General features: G+C 37.6%; 33 protein-coding genes. 11 read left to right on the top strand and 22 right to left on the bottom strand.

All coding sequences use genetic code 11. From position 1 onward, the window contains the following. Positions 1 to 102: 102 nt before the first annotated feature. From M2265_RS05895 to M2265_RS05850, 10 genes are all read left to right on the top strand, one after another. Positions 103 to 1,086, top strand: coding sequence for a phosphotransferase (locus M2265_RS05895; RefSeq protein ID WP_132773159.1), 984 nt, complete (start codon positions 103 to 105; stop codon positions 1,084 to 1,086). A 346-nt stretch (positions 1,087 to 1,432) separates the two neighbouring features. Further along, positions 1,433 to 2,248 carry an SDR family oxidoreductase gene (locus M2265_RS05890; RefSeq protein ID WP_132773161.1) on the top strand — a complete coding sequence of 272 codons (816 nt, stop codon included), beginning with the start codon at positions 1,433 to 1,435 and terminating at the stop codon, positions 2,246 to 2,248. A 50-nt stretch (positions 2,249 to 2,298) separates the two neighbouring features. Next, complete coding sequence (locus tag M2265_RS05885; RefSeq protein ID WP_132773163.1) at positions 2,299 to 3,216, top strand: helix-turn-helix domain-containing protein; 918 nt, start codon at positions 2,299 to 2,301, stop codon at positions 3,214 to 3,216. 2 nt (positions 3,217 to 3,218) lie between these two features. Further along, positions 3,219 to 3,554 (top strand): nuclear transport factor 2 family protein, encoded by a 336-nt coding sequence (locus M2265_RS05880; RefSeq protein WP_132773165.1) that lies wholly within the window; start codon positions 3,219 to 3,221, stop codon positions 3,552 to 3,554. Between the two features lie 187 nt (positions 3,555 to 3,741). After that, on the top strand, positions 3,742 to 4,719 hold the full coding sequence (locus M2265_RS05875; RefSeq protein WP_132773167.1) for an aldo/keto reductase: 978 nt from the start codon (positions 3,742 to 3,744) through the stop codon (positions 4,717 to 4,719). A 12-nt stretch (positions 4,720 to 4,731) separates the two neighbouring features. Beyond that, positions 4,732 to 5,469 (top strand): SDR family oxidoreductase, encoded by a 738-nt coding sequence (locus tag M2265_RS05870; protein ID WP_132773169.1) that lies wholly within the window; start codon positions 4,732 to 4,734, stop codon positions 5,467 to 5,469. A gap of 17 nt (positions 5,470 to 5,486) precedes the next feature. Next, positions 5,487 to 6,401: a helix-turn-helix domain-containing protein gene (locus M2265_RS05865; protein ID WP_132773171.1), complete on the top strand. Its 915-nt coding sequence runs from the start codon at positions 5,487 to 5,489 to the stop codon at positions 6,399 to 6,401. A gap of 177 nt (positions 6,402 to 6,578) precedes the next feature. Then, positions 6,579 to 7,097, top strand: coding sequence for an NUDIX hydrolase (locus M2265_RS05860; protein WP_132773173.1), 519 nt, complete (start codon positions 6,579 to 6,581; stop codon positions 7,095 to 7,097). A 55-nt stretch (positions 7,098 to 7,152) separates the two neighbouring features. Then, entirely contained in the window at positions 7,153 to 7,545 is a 393-nt protein-coding gene (locus M2265_RS05855; protein ID WP_132773175.1) for a tautomerase family protein, read from the top strand. 43 nt (positions 7,546 to 7,588) lie between these two features. Beyond that, a complete protein-coding gene (locus M2265_RS05850; RefSeq protein ID WP_132773177.1) occupies positions 7,589 to 7,948 on the top strand; it encodes a cupin domain-containing protein in 360 nt (119 codons plus the stop codon). Between the two features lie 25 nt (positions 7,949 to 7,973). Here M2265_RS05850 and M2265_RS05845 read toward each other — a convergent pair whose 3' ends face one another. The 5 genes from M2265_RS05845 to M2265_RS05825 all read right to left on the bottom strand — a co-directional run bounded on the left by M2265_RS05845 (position 7,974) and on the right by M2265_RS05825 (position 10,424). Continuing rightward, complete coding sequence (locus M2265_RS05845; protein ID WP_132773179.1) at positions 7,974 to 8,423, bottom strand: response regulator transcription factor; 450 nt, start codon at positions 8,421 to 8,423, stop codon at positions 7,974 to 7,976. 271 nt (positions 8,424 to 8,694) lie between these two features. Next, on the bottom strand, positions 8,695 to 8,994 hold the full coding sequence (locus M2265_RS05840; protein ID WP_132773181.1) for a helix-turn-helix domain-containing protein: 300 nt from the start codon (positions 8,992 to 8,994) through the stop codon (positions 8,695 to 8,697). Further along, complete coding sequence (locus tag M2265_RS05835; protein ID WP_132773182.1) at positions 8,975 to 9,286, bottom strand: helix-turn-helix domain-containing protein; 312 nt, start codon at positions 9,284 to 9,286, stop codon at positions 8,975 to 8,977. Before M2265_RS05835 ends, M2265_RS05840 begins: the two co-directional genes overlap by 20 nt. Before the next feature lie 278 nt (positions 9,287 to 9,564). After that, positions 9,565 to 10,167 carry a class I SAM-dependent methyltransferase gene (locus tag M2265_RS05830; protein WP_132773192.1) on the bottom strand — a complete coding sequence of 201 codons (603 nt, stop codon included), beginning with the start codon at positions 10,165 to 10,167 and terminating at the stop codon, positions 9,565 to 9,567. Further along, positions 10,164 to 10,424, bottom strand: a complete 261-nt coding sequence (locus M2265_RS05825) for a hypothetical protein (protein WP_132773194.1) — start codon at positions 10,422 to 10,424, stop codon at positions 10,164 to 10,166. The genes M2265_RS05830 and M2265_RS05825 overlap by 4 nt, the downstream gene beginning before the upstream one ends. Positions 10,425 to 10,652: 228 nt before the next feature. Between M2265_RS05825 and M2265_RS05820 the strand changes: the two genes are divergently transcribed. Continuing rightward, positions 10,653 to 11,030, top strand: a complete 378-nt coding sequence (locus M2265_RS05820) for a Fur family transcriptional regulator (RefSeq protein WP_132773196.1) — start codon at positions 10,653 to 10,655, stop codon at positions 11,028 to 11,030. Positions 11,031 to 11,123: 93 nt separating this feature from the next. Here the strand turns inward: M2265_RS05820 and M2265_RS05815 are convergent, their stop codons facing one another. From M2265_RS05815 to M2265_RS05735, 17 genes are all read right to left on the bottom strand, one after another. Next, the gene (locus M2265_RS05815; protein WP_132773197.1) at positions 11,124 to 11,390 is read right to left on the bottom strand and encodes a molybdenum ABC transporter permease; all 267 of its coding nucleotides are present in this window, start codon (positions 11,388 to 11,390) and stop codon (positions 11,124 to 11,126) included. A 40-nt stretch (positions 11,391 to 11,430) separates the two neighbouring features. Then, positions 11,431 to 11,892 carry a MarR family winged helix-turn-helix transcriptional regulator gene (locus M2265_RS05810; RefSeq protein WP_132773199.1) on the bottom strand — a complete coding sequence of 154 codons (462 nt, stop codon included), beginning with the start codon at positions 11,890 to 11,892 and terminating at the stop codon, positions 11,431 to 11,433. Continuing rightward, positions 11,882 to 12,325, bottom strand: a complete 444-nt coding sequence (locus M2265_RS05805) for an EVE domain-containing protein (RefSeq protein WP_132773201.1) — start codon at positions 12,323 to 12,325, stop codon at positions 11,882 to 11,884. The genes M2265_RS05810 and M2265_RS05805 overlap by 11 nt, the downstream gene beginning before the upstream one ends. Then, positions 12,325 to 13,215 (bottom strand): SDR family oxidoreductase, encoded by an 891-nt coding sequence (locus M2265_RS05800; protein ID WP_132773203.1) that lies wholly within the window; start codon positions 13,213 to 13,215, stop codon positions 12,325 to 12,327. Before M2265_RS05800 ends, M2265_RS05805 begins: the two co-directional genes overlap by 1 nt. A gap of 11 nt (positions 13,216 to 13,226) precedes the next feature. Continuing rightward, on the bottom strand, positions 13,227 to 13,589 hold the full coding sequence (locus M2265_RS05795; protein ID WP_132773205.1) for a VOC family protein: 363 nt from the start codon (positions 13,587 to 13,589) through the stop codon (positions 13,227 to 13,229). Between the two features lie 161 nt (positions 13,590 to 13,750). Continuing rightward, positions 13,751 to 14,200: a DUF3872 domain-containing protein gene (locus M2265_RS05790; RefSeq protein WP_132773206.1), complete on the bottom strand. Its 450-nt coding sequence runs from the start codon at positions 14,198 to 14,200 to the stop codon at positions 13,751 to 13,753. A 12-nt stretch (positions 14,201 to 14,212) separates the two neighbouring features. Next, on the bottom strand, positions 14,213 to 14,773 hold the full coding sequence (locus M2265_RS05785; protein ID WP_132773208.1) for a conjugal transfer protein TraO: 561 nt from the start codon (positions 14,771 to 14,773) through the stop codon (positions 14,213 to 14,215). 20 nt (positions 14,774 to 14,793) lie between these two features. Continuing rightward, positions 14,794 to 15,687 carry a conjugative transposon protein TraN gene (gene traN / locus M2265_RS05780; RefSeq protein WP_132773210.1) on the bottom strand — a complete coding sequence of 298 codons (894 nt, stop codon included), beginning with the start codon at positions 15,685 to 15,687 and terminating at the stop codon, positions 14,794 to 14,796. Positions 15,688 to 15,711: 24 nt separating this feature from the next. Then, positions 15,712 to 17,049, bottom strand: a complete 1,338-nt coding sequence (traM, locus tag M2265_RS05775; protein ID WP_132773376.1) for a conjugative transposon protein TraM — start codon at positions 17,047 to 17,049, stop codon at positions 15,712 to 15,714. Further along, the gene (locus tag M2265_RS05770) at positions 17,036 to 17,323 is read right to left on the bottom strand and encodes a nitrogen regulatory IIA protein (protein WP_132773212.1); all 288 of its coding nucleotides are present in this window, start codon (positions 17,321 to 17,323) and stop codon (positions 17,036 to 17,038) included. The genes traM and M2265_RS05770 overlap by 14 nt, the downstream gene beginning before the upstream one ends. A 12-nt stretch (positions 17,324 to 17,335) precedes the next feature. Next, a complete protein-coding gene (locus M2265_RS05765) occupies positions 17,336 to 17,764 on the bottom strand; it encodes a hypothetical protein (protein ID WP_132773214.1) in 429 nt (142 codons plus the stop codon). Between the two features lie 11 nt (positions 17,765 to 17,775). Beyond that, the gene (traK, locus tag M2265_RS05760) at positions 17,776 to 18,399 is read right to left on the bottom strand and encodes a conjugative transposon protein TraK (protein WP_132773216.1); all 624 of its coding nucleotides are present in this window, start codon (positions 18,397 to 18,399) and stop codon (positions 17,776 to 17,778) included. Positions 18,400 to 18,419: 20 nt separating this feature from the next. Further along, entirely contained in the window at positions 18,420 to 19,415 is a 996-nt protein-coding gene (traJ, locus tag M2265_RS05755; protein ID WP_132773218.1) for a conjugative transposon protein TraJ, read from the bottom strand. Between the two features lie 2 nt (positions 19,416 to 19,417). Next, a complete protein-coding gene (locus tag M2265_RS05750) occupies positions 19,418 to 20,050 on the bottom strand; it encodes a DUF4141 domain-containing protein (protein ID WP_076553442.1) in 633 nt (210 codons plus the stop codon). Between the two features lie 27 nt (positions 20,051 to 20,077). Continuing rightward, complete coding sequence (locus tag M2265_RS05745) at positions 20,078 to 22,582, bottom strand: TraG family conjugative transposon ATPase (RefSeq protein WP_132773220.1); 2,505 nt, start codon at positions 22,580 to 22,582, stop codon at positions 20,078 to 20,080. After that, positions 22,579 to 22,911, bottom strand: a complete 333-nt coding sequence (locus tag M2265_RS05740) for a DUF4133 domain-containing protein (protein WP_019974897.1) — start codon at positions 22,909 to 22,911, stop codon at positions 22,579 to 22,581. Before M2265_RS05740 ends, M2265_RS05745 begins: the two co-directional genes overlap by 4 nt. A gap of 11 nt (positions 22,912 to 22,922) precedes the next feature. Beyond that, positions 22,923 to 23,228 carry a DUF4134 domain-containing protein gene (locus M2265_RS05735; RefSeq protein ID WP_089874082.1) on the bottom strand — a complete coding sequence of 102 codons (306 nt, stop codon included), beginning with the start codon at positions 23,226 to 23,228 and terminating at the stop codon, positions 22,923 to 22,925. Positions 23,229 to 23,420 lie beyond the last annotated feature (192 nt).

The following is a 23,420-nucleotide window of genomic DNA, read 5'->3' as shown; positions in this document are numbered from 1 at the left end:
AGTACAGCTTTATTTTTTTTAAATTTGTTGCCGAGTGAACTATACAAAATACGCATTGCGTGTATTTACGAGTTAGCCGTAATTATTAAACAACAGTACTCAATGACAACTTTTCCAGTAATCGCTTCAACTTTATCAGAAACAGAATTAGGGAACTTTATAAAAGAAAAATATCAACTTTCAGAAAGTTTTCAGTGTAAATTATTTAGAACGGGAGTAAATCACACCTACTTTATTTCGGATAATGAAACAAAATTTGTCTTTCGAGTTTATTGTTATAATTGGCGAACAAAAAAGGAAATTGAGCAAGAATTAGAACTTCTCAATTTACTCAAAAATCATTCTCTTTCTATTTCGTATCCAATTTCAGATAGCAATAAAAATTTCATTCAAGAAATTAAAGCTCCTGAAGGAATTCGATATGCTGTACTTTTTTCATTTGCTAAAGGCGAAAAAATGCGTTTTATGTCGAATGAAACTTGTTTTTCAATAGGTTCTTTGATGGCAAAAATTCACAATATAACCGAAAATAAAGAAATAGACAGAATAAATTACGATTCAGAAATTCTTTTGAACAAACCATACAATCTTTTAAATCATTATTTTAACGAAGAATTGGATGAAATGAAATTTTTAAAAGAAATTGCAAAAAAAATTCCAGAAAAATTTGAAGAAATTAATGGATTAGAAAATACAACAGGAATCGTTCATTTAGACATTTGGTATGATAATTTAAGCGTAAACAACGAAAATGAAATCACAATTTTTGATTTTGATAATTGCGGAAATGGATTATTAATTTTAGATGTTGGATATTTTCTGAAACAACTATTTTTTATAGAATCTGATAAAAAGGAATACGAATTAAAGGCAAAAAATTTTCTAAATGGCTATCAAAAAGTCAGGAATTTATCTACAAAAGAGATTGAATTAATTCCCGAAGCTGGAGCATCAATATTTGTATTTTATCTTGGTGTTCAAGCTCAAAGATTTGATTGGTCGAATATTTTTTTTACCGAAAATTACCTTAAAATGTTTGTTGGAAGAATAAAAAATTGGCTTGATTATTATGAAGAAAAAAAATAACTACTGCTAACATCGCATTGGCAAATGACGAATTAACAATCCAACTTCTTTTCATACGGCGACCAAATAAAAGAAGCAAAAGAACGCCGCTTTATTTATGCTGGATTTTAGATATTTTATAAATTTGCGGTATCATTAACAAATGAAATAAGCCTAACAATACAAAATACACTTTGCATCAATTTGGAAACTGGCGGTAATAGTAGTACAACTATCCCTAAATAAAACATAGACGATAGTGTGAACTAAAACTATTTCGTCATATTGGATACAACATTACTCAATTTGGCAACATACAGGTTTTGACTTCTGCCCAATTTTGCATTATAATTTTAAAACAAAATAAATGCAAAAGACAATTTTTATTACAGGAGCATCGGCAGGGCTTGGAAAAGCAACGGCTAAATTATTTCAATCAAAAGGTTGGAATGTAATTGCATCTATGCGAAGCCCCGAAAAGGAAACAGAACTCAATTTACTCGAAAATATTACGATAGTTAAACTAGATGTGAACGATGCGGAAGCCATTGCCAATACCGTGAAAGCTGTAACGGAAAATTATACCATTGATGTAGTTTTTAACAATGCAGGTTACGGATTGAGTGGTGCTTTTGAACACGCAACGGATGAGCAAATTGTAAAACAAATAGAGACAAATCTTACAGGTGTCATAAGAGTTACGAAGTCGTTCTTGCCGTATTTTAAGCTAAGAAAAAATGGGCTATTTATCACTACCACATCCATTTTTGGTTTTTCTTCTGGTCCAATGGGAAGTGTTTATAATGCTACAAAATGGGCTTTGGAAGGATTTAGCGAAAGCATTTCTTATGAGTTGTCGTTATTTAATATTGGTATAAAAACCATTGCACCAGGCGGTATTAAGAGCAATTTTATAAATGGAATTGATATAGCATCGGCAGAAGGATATGAAATGATAAACGACCAAATGTGGAAGCAGATAAACGATGGAACGTTTATTAAATTTACAGAGCCAGAAGAAATTGCCGGTGTAGTATTAGAAGCTGCTACCGATGGCAAAGACCAATTGCGATATTTGGCTGGCGATGATGCTATAAAAACGTTCAATAAGCGTATGGAAATTGGTGCTGAAAATTTTAGAATAGAAATGAGAACTAAGCTAGGTTTGCTGTCGCCATTTTAAAATTTATTGTAATTTAAAATCCAATTTCGCATTAATTAAATTTATCATAAATGAAGTCAAAACATAACACACCCGAAAAATATTACACCATTGCTGCATTGCACGAAGCAATGGGTTTGCCCAAGCCTTTGCATCCTTTAATTAGTGTGATAGATAACGAAGAAATTCCGCCTGAAAGAATTAATTTCAACAGTGCATTTTTGTTTGATTTCTATAAAATATCCTTCAAAAAAACATTGAAAGGGATTATCGGTTACGGACAAAGCAATTTTGATTTTGACGAAGGTGGGTTAGTATTTACCGCACCTAATCAGTTGATTACATTGGTGAGTGACGATATGTCCATTTATGGGAAATCAATATTTATTCATGCCGATTTTTTGCGAAATTATCCGTTAGGAACAACCATAAAATCCTATGGATTTTTCTCTTACGAAGCCAGTGAAGCGTTGCATTTATCAGACAAAGAACGCACTAAAATATTGGTCATTTTAAGTGATATTGAAGAAGAATTGAACGGTGCGATTGACGATTTTAGTCAAGATGTGATGATTAGTTATGTCGAAGTTTTACTTAATTACAGCAAGCGTTTTTACAAGCGTCAATTTATTACTCGCAAACCTGCAAACCACAATTTATTGATGAAGTTGGAACAATATCTCGATGCGTATTTTGATAATGAAGACAGCCTGAGCAAGGGTTTACCATCGGTTGAAATGCTGGCAAATGAACTTCACCTTTCGCCACGATATTTGAGCGATATGTTGCGTTCATTAACTGGACAAAATGCCCAGCAACACATCCACGAAAAAGTGATTGAAAAAGCCAAGCAATATTTAACTTCTACGCAATTATCTATTTCGGAAATTGCTTATCAATTGGGTTATGAGTATTCTCAATCCTTCAGTAAATTATTTAAAAAGAAAACTAACCAAACCCCTGTAGAGTATAAACAATCATTAAATTAACGATGGATATTAATAAATTTATAAACCAATGGCTTGAATTTAGCAATGCTTACGACACCCAGAACTATTTAGCAATGTGGCAAGAGGATGCCATTCTTAAAGACCCATCGATTGGGCAAAACTCCAAAGGACACGAAGGTATAAAAGAATATTTTGAAACATATTTTATTGGTTATAGAATACAAACAAAATTGATAAGCTTAGATATTATTTCAGAAAACAAAGCGCATCTACTAGCAGAATTCTCGGGAGATTTTTCTGAAAGTAAATTCAATGGAACCTTTGATTTCACTTTTAAAGATGGGAAAATTATTATAGCAAAAGCAGACTTGGTTTGAAGGTGACAAATAACCACTGCCGCTATCCTCATTTGAAAAATTTGTTACTGAGCGTTATTATAAAAGCGAAAACAAACCCTACCAATTCGACTACAACAATTACCAATTCAACTACTTTTTGCAGAACAATAATCAAGAATTTTGTACTTGAAATTTATTCAGTTTTAGAAATAATTAAAAAATAATTATGCAAAAGAGAAAATTAGGAAATAGCGGATTGGAAGTTTCCGCATTAGGCTTTGGCTGTATGGGTTTAAACTTTTTGGATGGCAAAGGTCTTGATAAAAAAGAATCCATAACTCTACTGCGTAACGCAGTTGAAAGAGGGATCACATTTTTTGATACGGCAGAAGCTTACGGGCCTTACACCAATGAGGAACTTGTTGGAGAAGGATTACAGCCTTATAGAAAAGATGTAGTAATCGCCACGAAATTTGGTTGTAAAGATGCCAGACCAACAACAGGTTTAGACAGCAGACCCGAAACGATCAGAGCAGTAACCGAAGCATCTTTAAAGAGATTAAAAACAGATTATATTGATTTGCTTTATCAGCACAGAGTTGACCCGAATGTGCCGATAGAAGATGTTGCAGGAACCGTGAAAGACTTGATACAGGAGGGCAAAGTAAAATATTTCGGTTTGTCAGAAGCAAGTGCAAAAACTATTCGCAAGGCGCATTCAATTCAACCCGTATCAGCATTACAAAGCGAATACTCTCTGTTTTGGCGTGAACCCGAAAAAGAAATCATCCCCACATTGGAAGAGCTAGGAATCGGTTTCGTTCCGTTCAGTCCATTGGGTAAAGGTTTTCTCACAGGTATCATCAACAAAAAATTAGAGGATATCGACCGTAGAAATATGATTCCTCGTTTCAGTGAAGAAAATATTAAAGCCAATCTTGTTTTAGTGGAAGCACTTTCTGAAATTGCTCAACAAAAAAATATTACGACCGGACAATTAGCATTGGCTTGGATCTTAGCTCAAAAACCTTGGATAGCACCAATACCAGGAACTACAAAATTGCATCGTTTAGAGGAAAACATTGGCAGTACAAATATTGCATTAACACCTGATGAACTTGCAAAAATCAACACAACAGTGAATGGAATTACACTTGTTGGCGACCGCTATCCCGAAGTTTTAGAAAAACAAATAGATAAATAAGAACTTATAGCAATGCAAAATATTAGAGAAAAAGTTGTAGCCATTACAGGTGCAAGCAGTGGAATGGGTAAAGCCATTGCCATAGAATTAGCAAAAAATGGAGCAAAGGTTGTTTTGGGTGCAAGACGCAAAGAACAATTACAACAACTTGTTGACGAAATTAAAAGCAAAGGTGGTGACGCTACCTTTGCTCAAATTGATGTGAAGAATAAAGCCGATTTAGTTCGGTTCGTCAATTCAGCAGTTGAGCAATACGGAAAATTAGATGTCATTATAAACAACGCAGGAGTAAGTCAATTAAGCCGCATTGACGAATTGGATATCGATGGTTGGGAAGAAATGATCGATATTAACCTCAAAGGCGTTTTGTACGGTATGGCGGCTGCAATTCCCGTTTTCAAACAACAACGATCGGGACATATCGTCAATATCATTTCAACTTCAGGAATAAAGATTGTGCCACTGCAAGGTGTTTATGCAGGAACTAAAAATGCCATTCGCACTATAGCAGAAGCATTTCGTCAAGAGTCAGACGGAAATATACGCATTACAGGGATTTCACCAGGTGTTGTAAAAACTGACTTCGCCGAGAATATAAAAAATCAAGAAATGAAAATCATCATCAAGAATAATATGGAAAATTTGGCCATTAGCCCAGATGCCATAGCCAATGCTGTAATTTATGCAGTAAGCCAACCTAGTGATGTTGAAATTGGCGATATTGTTATTCGTCCATCAAAACAAAATTGATTAAATTCGTAAACGCAATGCAACAACAATCTAACATAAATCACATCAAAAGTATATCTCAATTGGTACGTTCCTTGGGATTTTCTGCACCATTGCACCCATTGGTTGCATTGGTTGATTACAAGAATGTTCCGATTGAAATGTTTCCAAAAGGACAAAAAATAAGTCTCGATTTTTATAAAATTTCCTTTAAAACTACATTCACAGGACAAATAAAATACGGACAGGGCTATTACGATTTTGAAGAAGGAGGATTGGCATTTTTGAAGCCGAAACAAATCGTTTTTCCATCAGAAGAAATAGAAAGCTATGAGGGTGTTGCTTTATATTTTCATCCGGACTTCATCCGAAATTATCCATTGGGAAAAACAATAAATCAATATGGATTTTTTTCTTACGATGTTTCAGAAGCCTTATTTTTATCAGCAAAGGAAAAAGAAATTATAGCCAATTTATTTGTTACAATAGCCAATGAATTGAACAATAATATTGACAGTTTCAGCCAAGATGTTTTAGTGACACAAATAGAATTGTTATTGAAATACAGCAATCGTTTTTACAATAGGCAATTTATTACCAGGAAAGCAATCAATCACGACATCATTACGTCTTTGGACAAGCTTTTAAATAACTATTTTGAAGAAGAAAACAGTCTGAAAAACGGTTTGCCATCCGTGAAATATATCAGTACAGAATTAAAGCTGTCGCAACGCTATTTGAGTGATATATTGAGTTCATTGACAGGACTAAATACACAACAATATATTCAGAATACAATTATAGAAAAAGCGAAAGAAAAATTATCAACTACAAACCTATCCGTTTCAGAAATTGCTTATGAATTGGGCTTTGAACATTCACAATCATTCAGCAAACTTTTCAAGACAAAGACCAATGTTTCGCCATTGGAGTTTAGGCAGTCGTTTAATTAAGTAATCAATCCAAAGCGGCCAAAGAAAAGAAGTAAAAGAACACCGTTTGGTTAGCATTGGATTTTATCTTACTGTCTGTCGAGGGGAATTTTAATTTACTAAATTTGTTGTTTAGATAACAAGTTGATCTATAATAATGAACTCAGAAGGTCAAAAGAGTTCAAGATAAATATACAAATGAGAAGATACCTTATTATTCTGCTTACATTTTTCTGTAGCATTAATTTATTTGCACAACAAGACAACTATTCGTTTCTTAAATTAGTAGTCTTCAATGACAAAGGCAACGTAATGTTGGTTAAATGGGATGGTGAATGGGAAATCCCGGGAATAAGATACAACCAGCCGGTTACTTTATCCAAATTTATAGATACCCTTGCTTCTGAACATGGGATAAAGGTGCAAAATAAAAAACTCAACGGACTTTTTACATTCGAATATGAAAATCGCCCTACTTTAACCATTATGCATTACTACACAGCAAAATACGCTGAAGGACAATTGACTATACCAGAAAGTTGTGAAGATATTGGCTGGTTTACGATAGAAAATGCATTGGCTAAAATTCCATACCAAGAAATGAAACTGATAATTTCAAAAATCACGAGTAACCCCAACATTTTATGGGGAGCCGCAATCAAGAAAAGGGCTGACAATACTATTCAATTTACGGAAAATTTTTATGACTTAAAATAACTTTACCCTCTAACAAAGTGGTAAGGGCTACGACAATAACACTAAAATAAGAATTATGCCATTTGTACGGATCAGTTTACCAAAAGTATTTTCACAACAAACTAAAGACAATATTTCAATATCTGTTCATAATGCCCTAATTCAAGAATTTAATATTCCCAAAAATGATTATTTCCATATTATTGAAGAATTAGAGCCACAACAAATCAAGTTTCCTGAAAACTATTTGGATATTGCCCATACTTCCGATATTGTATATATTCAGATCATTGCAGGACATGGTCGTACATTGGAACAAAAAAAGGGTTTGTACAAAGAAATTGCTAATAAAATAACCACATCAACAAGCATTACAAAGAATAACATTATCATCGTTTTACTTGAAAATGATGGCAGACAAAATTGGTCATTTGGAAACGGAGAAATACAGGAGCCTAAACATTTATAAAAATGAAAATTTCGAACATACATAATAGCCTAAACAGAGCACTGTGGATAAAGTAAATATAGAAGAAAAATTTGCACTTTTCTCTGAATACTGGTCGCCAAAAATTGTAGGCGAACTCAATGGGCAAAATGTAAAGCTTGCCAAATTTAAAGGAGAATTTGTTTGGCATAAACATGACAACGAAGACGAAATGTTTTTAGTTGTAAAAGGCACATTAAAAATCGAGTTTCGGGATAAAATCGTTACCCTGAGTAAAGACGAATTTTTAATCGTACCGAAAGGTGTAGAACACAAGCCTATTGCTGAAAATGAAGTTTTAGTAATGCTTTTTGAACCAGCAACTACACTAAACACAGGCAACACCGAAAACGAACTTACTAAACACAATTTGGACTGGATATAAAATTCACAGATTTTAAAAGACAATCTTAGTTTTTACTAAAATATTCTTTAACAATTTCTGATATTCCACTACTAAAATACCTTCCGCCATTGATAACAATTTCAATGGCTTTTTTAAAATCATCTGCATTGCTACCAATAAGCAGATAACCTGCAAAACCAATTTTCAAAAGAGGTTTTACCGCTTTTTCGTCATCAATGTCACTATGTGCAATAAGTTTTATTGTTGGATATTGTTTCCTTAATTCTTGAAGTTGTGCCAGTATATTCGTGTCATAAAAATCAAGGTCAATAATAAAAACATTAGGAAGTGCTTTTAACACAGACAATTGAAATAGTCCTTCTTCAATGTTTTCCGAATGGAACAATACTTCAATTCGTGAAGCAATTAAATCGTTGCTAATAAAATCTAAAATCGGGCTTTTATCGTTGATAAAGGCGAGTGTGTTTTTTTGTTGCGTGGTATCAGTTTCCATATCATCATACTTTTTTTAAGTTGATGTAGTCCTGCACAAAAAAGAAGCGCAGGCAACTACACTTACCGCACATTGAGGTACTGGTATACCCGACAACGAATAAGCGAGCGCCCACGCCTATGGCATGAGCGTTCTTCCTTATTGTCCCGTTGTCTAAAAATTACCAGTTTTCAATGTGGGACTTAAAGCAAAAACACTTTAAGATTTCTATATTTTACATAGCAAAGATACTAAAGTCGTTCCGATAGGAACATAGTCAAAACAAAATTAATTACAAGCATTGCCTGTCATTGGTTACATAGTTCTGTTCCAAGACTATTAGAATATCACTTTCCTTAAAAATTATCTTACCCCCAATTTGTATAAATGGCAAGATATTATCATCACGATATTGCTGTAAAGTCCTTTTGCTGATATGTAACAGCCTACACACATCTTCGCCCGACAAGTAGATTTCTCCATTCATTACAGGACGATAGTTTTTCAATATTTCTTCAATACGGTTTCTCAACTGCATTATCATTTGCTGTTGTTCAATTACTTCTTCAGCTTCATTCGTCAGTAAATCCATTGTCTTTGGTATTGTACGGCTGTCCGGCTTCGAGTAAAGCCTGTACATCCGAGCGTTTATAATAATTTTTGCGGTTCAGTTTTGAATATGGCAGTAGCCCATTGTCTTTATAGGTCTGCAAAGTCCGTTTGGTAATATCCATCATCAGGCACACTTCCTGGTTATCGAGCCACTTTTCTTCTTTGAAAATTGGAGTATATTTTCGTACAGCATTTTCGGTCATTTCTAAAAGTGATTTTAGTTCATTCTTCATTCCGTCTAAGGTGGATTTTTGTATTGCAATAACTTCCATAATCTGCTCAATTTTTCTGAGGAAGTCTAATTTAGAAAGGCTTATTACAAGGGTGGGAAATGTTGTAGAGTTTGGCTTTGAGATGCAGTATTTGGCAGTTTACTACCTCTGCAAAATAAAAAATCGGATACCGTTTTGGGCTATCCGATTTTGTTTTAAATGTTATGTAGTAAGATTTAATATCAGCTCTGTAATTCCACAAAGAAAGAACGCTCAATTTGCCTTAAAAACAATTATTGCAAAATCGATATTATGAGTAGTTTTTTATCAAATTTCGGTCAGTTCTTTTTGCATTTTATTAAGTGAAAAGGATAATTCTCTGTTACTTTTGTAATTTCAAAAAGTCCTGACTTCCCAAATTCTTCTGCTATTGTTTCGCTGTCATAAAAGAATATTTTTACTCCACCAAACATTTCAAATCTGTCGTTGCCTATGTTTGTTCCTTGTCCGTAGGTTACGGCTTGCTTTGTTATTGCTGTAAAAACCATAAATCCATTTTCTGTGAGTTGATTATAACAGTCTTGAATTAGTTTTGTTCTTTCGCTTTTGTCTAACAAGTAAATTAATCCGTAACAGAATATTCCGTCATACAAATTGTTGTCAAAAGGCATTTCTGTTACAGAACCGTGATAAATTTTCATTTCGTTTCCAAAATGTTTTTTACCTAATTCAATGGCAGTTTCTGAAATTTCAATTCCTGTTACGGTCATTCCGTTGTCTCTGAAAATTTGTGCATTTCGTCCGTAACCAATGCCTGGAATTAATACACTTTTTACTTTTTGCTCAACAAAAAAGTCCTTTGTTAATACAGTTGATTTTGCAGGATTTAAACCCCACATTTCCTGTTTGTCTTTAAATGCTTCTTCCCAAAATTCTGTCATAATTTTTCTGTTGGTTTACAAATTTTGTCTTCTAAAATTTCACATTTAAAGCCTTGTTTTCTAACAGAAACTAAAATTTTGTCTGAATTTATTTTGTCGCCTTCCACTCTTAAAATAGTATGTCCACAAGGAAACGAAAAATTAGTTTCGTTAAGGTCTAAGTTGATTTTCAACTCAACGTTTTCATTTTGAATTGTACTTAAAATTCTTTCAGACTGTGTTTTATTCTGAATATCTGTGATAAAAACTTCTACCATAATTTAAAATTGTTCGTGTACTAATTCGCCATTTGCTACTGCTCCTACTATATTTCCGCTTGAAACAGCAGTTATTGCCAAACTACTTTGTCGTATAAATTTTCTTCTTGAAGTCATTCTTTTTGATATCTCGTTTGGCAAAGATAGGATATTTTTTATTAATGCGACTGTATCGCATTAGTTTATTGCAAGTTTGTCGCATTAATATTTTTTGACTAATTTTGCACTATGATGAAACGTAGAAATACCGCAACACAAGAGGCTGTTTTGTCTGTTTTGACAAGCAAAAGAAGGGCAATGAGCCAAGATGCTATTGTAAAGCAATTGGGTGTTAATGCTGATAGGGCTACTATTTACAGAATTTTAAACCGTTTTTGTGAAGATGAGATTGTCCATAAAATTGTTGCCGATGATGGGAAACAGTATTTTGCTGTTTGCGTAAAATCTAATGGTATAGCTATTCCCGGAAATCATTTTCATTTTCGCTGCACAAAATGTGAAACAATTGAATGTCTGCCAACACTTGTAGAATTTTCTATTCCTAAAAAATATATTGTACAACAAATGAATTGCGTCCTTGTCGGTGTTTGTAAAGATTGTTCGTAGTAGGACATCGCTTCTAAAATTGTCTGTAACTTTTTTATAAATGCAGAAGAATTATACAAATATCTTAAGTGGTAATTTGAATGAGCAGATTGATTATCGAGGACTTTGTATCTCCACTTTTTCTTTTTCATTCTTCTCACGGGAGTAAACCCATAACGACAATAGCCCAAATATAATCAGGGCATAAGCTACCCATTTACCAACCTTTTCAATCAGTTTGATGAAAACCGAACTTTCATAAGATGAAAATCCTTCTGCTCCCATAGGGCTACGCCTGTAAAACTTTCTGCGGTTAATCCAATAACGAAGTCCCAAGCCTGCAACCAAAAATATTATCCCTATAACCAATGATGAAACCATAACAAAAACATTTTAAAACTAACTTTTAAATTTACGGCTTTTATTCATTCTCCGTTTGGTCAATCAAGCTTATCATATTCTGATTAAACAAAGTCAAGTTGTTGCCTAAAACTGAAAAGAAATCTATATCGGCATTTTCAACCGCTGTCAGTGCTTTCTGCAAAACATTTGCACCTTCATTTGTCAATTTAATTACTTTGGCTCTGGTATCGGTTTCGTGTTCTTGCCTTCTGATAAATTTCTTGTCTTGCAAAGTCCGCAAAACTTTTGACACCATCATTCTGTCGGCATTGCTTTGATTGGCGATGTCCACTTGCGTAACAGCGTTGTTCTTTTTTGAAAGCCAGCCTAACGCAGCTAACAAGACAAACTGTGTCTGTGTCAGGTTTAAAGGGTCTAAAACCTTTTTTAGTTTGCGTTGCCACAACATAGTTACTTGTCCGAGCAAATAACCCGGACTTTCATTGGGGCTTTTAAACTTAAATTCTATTTTATCCTGCATACTCATTCTCTAACATTTTTGAAGAAATTAACTCAAAATCATTTTTGCCGATTTCAAAGAACCCAAAGCGAAACGGATAGCCCCAACTTTGTTTATTTTGAATAAAATCCAGGTCATTTATTAAAGGTAGAATTGATATATTCCTGCTTTCAAAAAAATCAATGTTTCTTCTTGACGGGCAAAAATCTGCTGTCATTTGAAATTGAAAAACCTCTTCGTCCTTTACTTGTCCAATTGCTGTAAACTCTTGACAGTTTTCAGGTTTTCCAAGTGTTTTTTTTCCCGAATAGAAAATAATAAAATCGTCTTTTCGCATTCGTTTTAATGGTGCAACTTTTCCGTGACAGGCTTGTGCAATGCCTTGTTCAATACCCGATTTAACGTGGTCTTTTGAAGCTACAATTATCCAATATTTTGTTTCCCTGTTTGTCATTATTGATAAGCTGCTGTTAAATACTGGGACAAAGGCGTTGTTTTTCTTCCCAAAACCATTTCCAAATCATTCGATTGCTGGTCAAATTCTCCATCGGCAATAGCCAAACTGAAAGTGCTCAATATTTCGATAATAGGATTGGGCAAACCAAATTTATCCATTTGAATTTCAAATTCACTTTTCTCCGGAGAAATATACCGAATGGGTTCATTCACAATCCTTGATATTCTTTCGGCAATTTCTGAAAAATTAATTTGTTCACTTCCGTTAAACGCCAGTACTTTATTTACATAGGCTGAAGCGTTTAAAAGAATATTTGCGGCAGCTTCTGCCAAATCTTGTTTGGGTGCAAAAGAAACCAACCCATTTGCTGTTGGCAGATAAATCGTTTTGTTTTTTAATAGTTGGTTTTTATCTCCAATCAACATTTCGATGACTTCGGCATACAAATTATGTTTCAATAGGGTGTAACCAATACCTGAAGCTTTGATAGTATTTTCAGTTTCTAAATGAGAATTTACCAAGTCTGCCAGAGGAGAAGATGCACTTTCGTCTTTCCATACTGCACTGGTATAAACAATGTGTTGTACACCAGCTTTCTTTGCGGCATCAACTACGTTTTTATGAAGTACAGTACGCTTAGCATCATCTCCACCCGAAACGAAGTATAAAACATCAACGTCTCTAAAAGCATTTTCCAAACTTTCCAAATTGGCATAATCCCCGGTTTTTACATCAATGCCATCATTAGCATACTGTTTTGCCAATTCACTGTTTTCGTCTCTAACCAAAACAGCCAGATTTTCAACTGATATTTTTTCTTTCAGAAGATTGACAACTTTGCTCCCCAAACTACCCGTAGCTCCTGTAACTAATATTTTGCTATTCATATCTATCAATATTATGATTTTGTTTCCAGGAAAGTCAGCTTATAGCCGTCAATGTCTTTTACGTGAAATGCCCTGCCAAAAGGTGTTTCTATGATTGGAAACACATCGGTCACTCCATTCGCAATAAGTTTTTCTTTCAGTTCATCCACATTTTCGTTAACGGCAAACCAAAGTGCCACGCCAATTCCCAATTCTTTTCCTTCCAATGGTTCAAGAGGTGTGCGGATAGCAAAACTTGCCTGTCCCTGATTGTACTTAAAAACACAGGCTTGCGGATTAGCATTGTCAATTTCAAAGCCTAATTTGTTTGTATAGAAGTCTATTGATGCTTCTAAATTTTTCACTTGAAGTGAAGCGAATGTCAACTGTATCATTTTCTAAAATTTTATTTGTTGTCGCAAATATAATATATATGACAACAATATTAAAATGTTTTTTTACCTTTTTACATAAACTCATTTCTATGCTTTCCTAAAATCAAAATATCCCTAAAAAGAAATCCTGCTTTTGTGGCAGGACTTCCTTTGTTATTATCTTAATCACTACTGTTAAACTGAAAAGTTATCTGCTTTTCATTCCCGAAGCTGTCCGAAATCCAAACATCAAAAGACTGTGATACGGCAGACGTTGAGGTGTAGTAAAATCGAAACTGCTCTGTCGGTAACGGGTATAAATCATTCGGCAGGTATGGCGGTTCATCGTAGTATTGCAATGTTCCTTGTCCGTCAAACTGAAAGTAACGGAGAAAATACTGCGTGTTGCTGTAATTGCCTTTGCGCTGTATGGTAATGCGTATTTCTACCGTCTGCCCGTTGGCAATATCTTTAGGCACTGGCATCACGTTTACCTCAAAAGGAAAATCGTTCTGTATTTCGAGTTCATCATCTTTGCTACAAGATACCAAAGAAGCCGAAGCTGTGAGGATTGCCAGCATTACATATATCGGCAGTAATCCTATTCTGAATTTATTGAAGATTGCTATCATTGTTTTTACGTTTTAAAAATTAAACCTTAATCCCACACCAGCTGCCGGTCGGAACTGTTGCAAATCCGTCCCCCACAAGACCTTTGTACGCCCTTGCAGGACTAACACAAATCGGTCTGACAGGTACGTTTCAAAAGTGAGCCGTCCGCCAGCTCCATAAATGAAGTTGTCCTCACTCAAAATCTTTGCTCCGTCATACAACATCGCTTCGCCACGATTGATGCTTTCATAACCGACTACTCCTGTTATTCCGAAGTTCAGCGTGATGTTCTTACGAACATCGCCCAGAAGGTAGAAGCTGTAGCCACCCTCGGCAGTATAAGTTTCCTGCGGTATACGAAGATCTTTGTAATCGTGGTATTGGTGCGTATATTCCAAAGCCCAAAGCTGGTAATTTCCATTTTTTCCGTTCACGGTCATTCCGATGTTGAGGTAATAATCATTGCCGATTTTATCATCGGATATTACGCCTGCACTTATTTCCAATCCTTTCTGTTTTGGAAGCATTCTTTGTGCCTGTGTAACAGTGATGGCCATAAAGATGAGCATCACGGTATAGATATACTTTTTCATAAAATTGCTTTAAAGGGTTATTAAAATTTCAGATGCATATCATTAACCGAACGAGCCTTGATTAAATCGGAATTTTCTATCTGGAGTGTCTGATGCCTGCCCCCGTTTTTTTCGAAAACATCAATCAGCAGTACCTTGTCATCGGCAATGGTAAATTGGTCTAACAGAAATACGTTTTGTTCGGTCGATTTACCGCCAATCTTCTCCAATGGCTTGTAAGTGCGTAACGGTATCAGCGGGCGTTCCTGTACTACGGTACGTTTGGCTACCTTTTTATCCACTACTTTGAAATTGATAAAATCAATCCCGAAAGGCACATTAGTTTTGTTTCTTAATTCTGTATGGAAATAGTATTTGCCGTTATGTATGTAAATGCCTTTAAGAATAAACTGTATACCGAAACTCTTAGCCCCGATATGTTTTACAATGCGTTTGTCTTTTTTGTAAATGGTTTCCAAAAGCAAGCCTGCTAGTGAGGGCGAATTGTTGCCTAATTCTTCGAAAAGCACATCGTTTCCGTTGGCTTTATCAACTGCTTTTTGCATTGTTAACAGGTCATAGCTCAACACTTCGGGATAGGAACTGTAATACACATTGAAACTGTAAAAACGTCCGTCATTAGTAATCACAGAAAAATTGGTTTCAGCTTCAAAATCCCTTACCGTTGCTTTTACACGCAACACGTTTTCAGCATCTTCCGCTTTTCCGGCAATCAGGTATTCGCTGCCTAAATCCACATAACGAATAGCGCTCGGAAAAATCAGGTGCGAAGTTTTATCGTAGGTAACTTCCATTTTATATGGTTCTATCTTGCCCAATGTAAGTTTCGTTCTTACACTGTCCTGTGCGTAAGATTCTGCGGCAAAGCTTAGTATCAGGGCAAATGCCCAAAAGGTTTTTAAATGATTTTTCATTGTTTTATTTATTTGAGTTCAACATTATTTTTTAGATACAAGAAAGACCTGATGTCCTGCTTTCAGCGTAACTTTTGGGGTTCTTACCTTTTTGGCGAAATAGCCCGAAATTCCCTGTACTACTCCTTTGCTTAAATCTGCGGCAACCTGTTGACCGGCATTTTGTGTAAGCATTACGCTTGTACCACCTGTCTGGCTCATATTGCCAGCCATTTCGGTAAGGGCATTCATTTCGGGCGAATATGGAACGTACAAGCCTTGCTGCCCGTCCAAATCGTAAATGGTAATATCTACCGGGATGATATTGCCTTCCAGTTCTATCGAGGTAATTTTTAGTTGTAGTCTACCATTTTGAAATTTGGCATTTGCCGTTACAATCGTTCCTTTTGGAATGGTACGTTGTGGCGTTTGGGCAGGCTCTAACAATCGTAAACGCACACCACTTTCGCCAACTACTGTTTGAGCATCGTGTACACAGGCTTTTATACTGTTTTTAGGCTGTACCACCTGCTCCACAGAACCGGCGGTATAAAAACCTCGGTTCTTTGTTTCGCTCCAATCGGCTAAAAAAGCACTATCCGTAGGCTCACGGTACAGGGCTGATACGGCATTCTTTCTTGCAGGCGTAAACGATACAAAATGCTCTTTTTGGTGAGTACCCACAGCACTAACAGCATCAGGAGCATCATTAGCAGGTGTTGTATTTTCGGTATTCGTATTTTTCGGGAGATACTTTGCTGCCATTTCATAGGATTTCTCCATTAGTTTAAGCTGGTCATCTACCGTGGCAACAGGTGGCACATCTTTTTCAGCCAGCTTTTCTTTCATTTCGTCCAATTGCCTGCGGAGTTCCATTGTTTCAGTATTATCATCCTGATAAAAAGAACTCAATGCACTTTGAGTATTTCGATAGCTGTTCAACCCAGGATTGCTGTTTCTTCCTGAATTTCTGCCATAGCTGTTGCTTTGGTCTTCTTCAGGAAATTGCTCGGGAATCGGTTCTTCTTTGTCTTCGGTATTCCAATAGTCAGAAAGCGTAGTTAAAGCATTACGCTTTTCCTGGTCTTTGCTTTCCAGCATTTCCTGTTCATACGCCTTGCCTTTGTCGGCAGGCATTCCGGCTCCGGTTGCTTCTGGTACTGCATCGTTCAGCCCGACGCTTTCAATCGCTTTTTTATCTTCGGACGGTTTAAATATGAGGTACATACAACCCACGAAGACAATCGCCATTAAACCAAAGATTAGGGGCTTTTTGAGCTTCTCCTTATTATTCTGTGTGCCGTCTTGCAGCACATCAGCGGTTGCTGTCGGGTTCCCTTCCGTTACCCGAACAACCGATTTTTTGTTTTCATTTTCTTTCATAAATCTCATTTTTTAGAACTGTTGATAATGTGTCCTTCAATCTTGCAGGGCTCTCACTTTTTTTGAGGACAGGGTTTTCGATATGTTCAATGATCATATCGTTACCGGATTTTGAGGTGTCGTACATTACTTTGCCAATGACCACTACGGTAATTAGCAGATAACCCAAAAAGAAGTACAGCGTATATTGGTGCTGTTTCCGTATGGGCAATGCACGCCAGCGTTCGTCCAGTTTGTCAAAATATCTGTCCATATTTGCTCTTAATTTTTTCATAACCTTTCTGTTTTAGAGCTTGAAACGCTTAGGACTTTTAGCTGCCTTTTGTTTTTGTTCATCATTGACCAAAGCGACTAGCTCAGCCACTTTGGGTACAGATAGTACAGACAGGTTTGGCAGTTCCGATTTTTTCAGCAGTTGCCCGAATTGGTCTTTCCTTGCCACCTCCATTTTATTGAGAGAGAATTTCCCATTCAGGTATTTTACCCACATAGTGCATTCTACACGGGGCTTGTCATCGCCCGACCATTGCAGATAGCCTGTCAGCAATAAATCTTGTTTAGGCAAACTGTCTGTACCTTTCTCGCAGCTTTCGAGGTAATCGCTGATGGTGTCTTTCAACCTTCCGGCATACGCACCTTGCGTATGGAAATAGCCGTTATATCCTTTGTCGGTAAGGATTTTCGCAAACGTGTTTAAATCTGATAATGTTTCCATAAGATTGTTTTTTAGCGTTCGATGACTTCCATATCCCTGTTTTCAACCACTGCAAATTTTTCAATGTTAAAGCCTTGCGGGTTATTGTCGGAACGGACGGAGTTCACGAGATAGCAGGAAGTAATCAGGTTACGCCTGGTTACATTGCTCGAACGGATAATAAATTGTTTGGCATAGGTGCGTACCGCATAAGGATGGGTGTCGAAATTGCACACGACACTATCGACTTCGATGCGTTGCTGAACATTACCTGAAATAATTCTGTTGTAATAACCCTTTTCAGATAAGTCTTTGTAATAGTCAAAAGCACTTTTATCCGCAAGGTTAAATGCCCTACTCATATTGCTTTCGATAGCATTTTTATCGGGTGCCAGTGTAAAAAAAAGCTCGTGAAAACGTCTGACGTGTTCCCTTGCTTCCACAGGACGGTTGATGCTCGCATCTTGCGATAAGGCAAGCATCAAAGATTTGCCGTTATCCAATACATAGATTTTTTGGCGTTGTTCTTCTGCAAAGCGGTAGGACTGCCATACGGCATATCCTACCACGCCAATGCAGAGAACCGCAAACACAATGGCATATAATCTTATCTGCCTAAAGCTGTTTTCGATATTTCTTAGCGTTTTAAATTCCATTTTTTAGAATGATTAATTGTTTATTTATTCATCAGTTTACCGCCGATGTTTCCAACTGTGGAACCTGCACCTGCTCCGGCGATGTTTCCTGTTTTCATTGCAGTTTGGTTCACGTTGCGGGTAAAGTTTCCTGCACCTCCGGCTTGGATTACCCAACCTGTTACTGTCGGAATTGTGAAGTACCCGATAATACCGATAATCATAAAGATGATGTACACCGTATTGCTGGTATCAGGAATGTAGGTTGGATCGGCAAGCATTGCTATATCCCTTTCCAGTATGAGGGATTGTATTCTTGCCAGCATCGAGCTGAACAAATCCGAAACAGGAAGCCAGAGATATACGCTGACATACCTAGTGATCCACTGTGTGAGCGTGGACTGAAATCCGTCCCAAACGGAAATAGCAAAAGCTATTGGTCCGAGTATGGAAAGGACTATCAGGAAGAACGTCCGTATGGTATCAATAACCAAAGCAGCCGCCTGAAAAAGTATTTCCAGTAAATTGCGAAACCAATCCTTTATGGCTTTCTCTATCTTGTAGGCTTGCCTGTCCATATACATTCCCGCCATTGTACCAACGTCCGATGGCGACCAGCCCAATTCATCCAGCTTTTTATCAAACTCTTCGTCTGATACCATATAGGCCGTTTCGGGATTTCTGACCATTGCCTCGTATTCCAATTGGTCTTTCTGCTGTTGCAGCTTGTTGAGATCAAGCACCTGGTCTTCGAGTATGGCGTGGGTTCCTGTAACCACCGGGCTTAATACTGCATTAATGGTTCCCAACACGATGGTTGGGAAGAACATTATACAAAGCCCCAAAGCGAACGGACGCAACAACGGGAACACATCAATAGGTTCTGCTCGGCTTAAAGCCTGCCAAACCTTTAATGCCACATAGAACAACGCCCCCAATCCCGCCAAACCTTTAGCTACTGCCGCCATATCGCTTGCAAGCGGCATCATATCGTCGTAAAGCGAACGCAGGAGTTCGTGAAGATTATCCCATTCCATTTTTACCAGTATTTTTGATTAGAGGTTCCGTAGAGTTCAAGAACCCTTTTGGCATCGTTTTTCTTTTTCGCTCTCAGGTAGCTTACAGAAATGTTCTTATTGGTGTAGTAGCGTACAAGGCTGTGGTAATCCTTTACCTCTTTGTACACACGATCAATAATATCCATACGCTCTTTGTCGTTTAACGAAAGGCTTGAAGAGGTTATAATTTGCTTCAATTCTTTTAGCAGTTCGGTACTTTCATTGAGCAGTGCCGAATAACCATTGCCGATGGCAACCAATTCCTGCGGTGTAAAATTTGGGTCGTTCATCATCTTGCCAAAATTCTGCACGTACATTTCGGAAACATCGCCTACCAACAATACGGTTTGCTGTACCTTACGGGCATCTTTCACAAGGTTGTTGATAGCTTTCAGCTTGTCGTAATATTCCTTGCCCTGGTCGTACACTTTCTTCACTTCGTTGAAGTTCTTAACGACATTGCTCACAGTGGAAGAAGTCTGTATGATTTCGTTCGCACTGTTGATAATCCCTGAAGCCAGGTTTGCAGGGTCAGTTACTACAAATTGGGCTTTCGCTGACGGTGCTACGGCGAGCATTAGTGCCGTACACACCAGATACAATACTTTTTTCATTGTTTCTGATTTTTTAAATGTTAATGATTATTGATTTGATTTGTCCCGCCTTTGCATTGCGAGGTGCTTAATGGCGAGTTCTACGTTACCGTCGAGTTCAGCAGCAAGCTGCATCACTTCCATTTTTTCGGTTTCTTCGGTGGTGTAAGCGAGGTATTCCTCCAAACTAACTTCGGTGGCATAGACTGCCGAGTGCGTACCACCTAAGCCAATCCAAACCTCTTTGTACAAGCGGCTTGCATCGTTGTTCATATTGATAGAAAGTACCTGACCTTTCTCTTTATCCGTAAGCCCCAACATCGCCTGTATGTCATCGAATTTGTTCATATACTTGCGTTGGTCTAAGAGGATTTTACAATCGGAGTTATTGATGATACTTTCTTTCACAATGGGCGACTGGATAATATCATCGACCTCTTGCGTTACGACAATTGCTTCTCCGAAGAATTTGCGGACGGTCTTAAACAAATACTTGATGTATTCTGCCATTCCCTCTTTGGCAATCGCTTTCCACGCTTCTTCAATCAGGATGAGCTTGCGGATGCCTTTCAGCCTACGCATCTTGTTGATAAAGACTTCCATAATGATGATGGTCACAATGGGAAAGAGGATTTTGTGGTCTTTAATCGCATCAATTTCAAACACGATAAAACGTTTGCTCAACAAGTCTAACTGCTTATCGGAATTGAGTAAATAATCATATTCGCCACCTTTGTAATAAGGTTCGAGTACGTTCAGGAAATTGGCAATATCAAAGTCTTTTTCCCTTACTTGTTTTTCTTCGAGTACCTTTCGGTAATCGCCTTTTACATACTCATAGAAGCCGTTGAATGATGGGTAAACATCTTCTTGTTTGATGCGTTCGATATAGCCTGATACAGCATTTGATAATGCTACTTCTTCTGAGCGAGTTGGTGGTTCATCATCACGTTTCCAAAGCGTCAATATCAAAGTCTTGACACTTTCACGCTTCTCAATATCGAACACACCATCATCGGTATAGAAAGGATTAAAAGCAATCGGATTATCTTCGGTGTAGGTAAAGTAAACACCGTCTTCGCCTTTGGTTTTACCTTTAATGAGTTCGCATAATCCTTGATAAGAATTACCAGTGTCAACAAGCAAAACGTGAGCGCCTTGTTCGTAATACTGTCGTACCATATGGTTTGTGAAGAAAGATTTACCAGAACCTGATGGACCGAGTATGAACTTGTTACGATTGGTAATAATTCCACGTTTCATCGGCAAATCTGAAATATCCAAATGGATAGGCTTCCCGGTTAATCGGTCAGCCATTTTTATCCCGAATGGCGATGGCGAATTGTGGTAATTGGTTTCTTCTGTAAAAAAGCACAAAGCTGGCTCTATGAACGTGTAAAAGCTTTCCTCATTCGGAAAATCGCCGGCATTGCCCGGCATTCCTGCCCAATACAAAGTGGCTACGTCCGTAGTGTTATGACGTGGCTTGCATTCCATTAAAGCCAAAGCACTACCGCAATCATTCTTCAACTGTTTCAGTTCAGTAGGGTCTTCCGACCACGCCATAATGTTGAAGTGTGCCCTTACAGAAGATAGACCAAACGAATGTGCTTCATTGAGGTACTTTTCTATCCACTCTTTGTTGATTTGGTTGGCACGACTGTAACGAGCCAGTGAGTGCATATTCCTTGCGGACTTCTCAAACTTTTGTAGATTGGCTTCACTGTTATCCAAAAACAAATATTGGTTGTAAATGTGGTTGCAGTTTAACAACAAGCCCACAGGTGCGGCGAATGACAAACGGCAATCGCTACGGTCGGTAGATAGCTTTTCAAAACGGGTATCAGCCGATACCGTTCCGGGTAAATCGTCAGTATCGGACAATGTGTGCAGGCTCAACCTTTTGTTCCCGATACGGACTTCTTCCGTTCCGAGAGCGATGTCCTGCATCGGTGTTCCGGCTTCCCTTGATAGCGTAAGGTACTGTTCCAGTAGTCCCTGTGTATCTTCTGTGCCGATGATTTCATCTTCGGTCAGTCGTTTCAGGGTTATGAAACCGCTATCGTTTACGATACGTTCAAATTGTGCCACGGTTTCCATAAAACGATGTATCGTTTCCTTGTTCCTGATTTCCTTTGGTATCAGTGAACCTTTGCAAAGCGATGAAAAATTACTTTGCATACGCATACGCTCTTTGGTTGTCTTGGTTAAAAAGAGGTAGCAGTAATGGTTTAGGAACGGTCGCTCATTAAAATGACGTTGATAGGATTTTGCTAAAAAACTCTGGTCTTCCTTTTCCAAATTGGGAGCGTAGCTTTCTTTGATGTACCAATCCTGTTTATGTACGACTGTAAAATCAGGCAAAGTTTTAATAGCCTTATGCCAGGCGGAATGAATGGCTTCATATTCCGCAGAAGCTACAGTAAACAGTTCCGGTAAACGAACCTCAAAGCAGGCGGTAATGTCTGCATCTTTGGAAAGGATGCAGTTGTTTTCTACTGCCAACAAAGGAAATTTGTTTTCCAGCGTTGTTGTCTTTGCAACGTTTCTCATAGGGCATTCGATTTAGGAGTGAATTTTAAATAGCGGTGTACAGGCTTGCGACAAATGATGTATCGGGGATGTCTTTTTCCTGCCCCGATTTTCATTAGCCCGTGTTCGCCGTACTTCCTGTTTAGTGAAAAGGTCTGCCACACAATGAGCGAAGCACCGCCTGCTCCGAGGAACAGGCAGATGTAAGAGTTTACTCCTGCCATATACAGTATCATCACGAGGATGAGTGTACCAAGCAGTCCGCCTGCGAAAATGAACAGGTATTGTGCTTTCAGTCCCTTAAATTCCACTGTCCTGCCTATGCCTTTGTTTATGTTGTAATTGTTCATAAAGCAAAGGATTAAAGGAAGAATGAACGCAGGATGGTAGCCGCTACGATTAAGAAGATACACGCACCGAACCAGCTTGCCGCAGTCTTCGATGTGTCGGGGTCGCCCGAACTGAACTTATTGTAAACTTTAACGCCCCCTATCAAGCCCACGACCGCACCGATGGCGTAGATTAATTGGGTTGCGGGGTCGAAATAAGACGTTACCATTTGGGTAGCCTCGTTGATACCTGCCGAACCGTTTCCCTGTGCGAACACACCAATTCCTGACAGCATTGCCACGGCTGCCAGCAAAACTTTTTTTCTCTGTTTTTCCATAATTGAAACACATTAATTTGTTATTGTTATCCCGCACCTTGCGGACTTTCGGGACAAAGGTGTTTCAGAAATCAGGGCGTTATAATAAAGTGGCAGTCAAAGGAATGATTTGGCAGTGAGTGGCGTTGTAGTGAGTGTTTAAGCATAAAAAAACGCCAAACTTTTTTACTGTTTGGCGTTTACTAACCCGGC

Source organism: Sphingobacterium kitahiroshimense, from assembly GCF_025961315.1.
GTDB lineage: Bacteria > Bacteroidota > Bacteroidia > Sphingobacteriales > Sphingobacteriaceae > Sphingobacterium > Sphingobacterium anhuiense.
The sequence above is the reverse complement of the archived record's forward strand: the minus strand, read 5'-3'. Positions and strand labels throughout refer to the sequence as shown.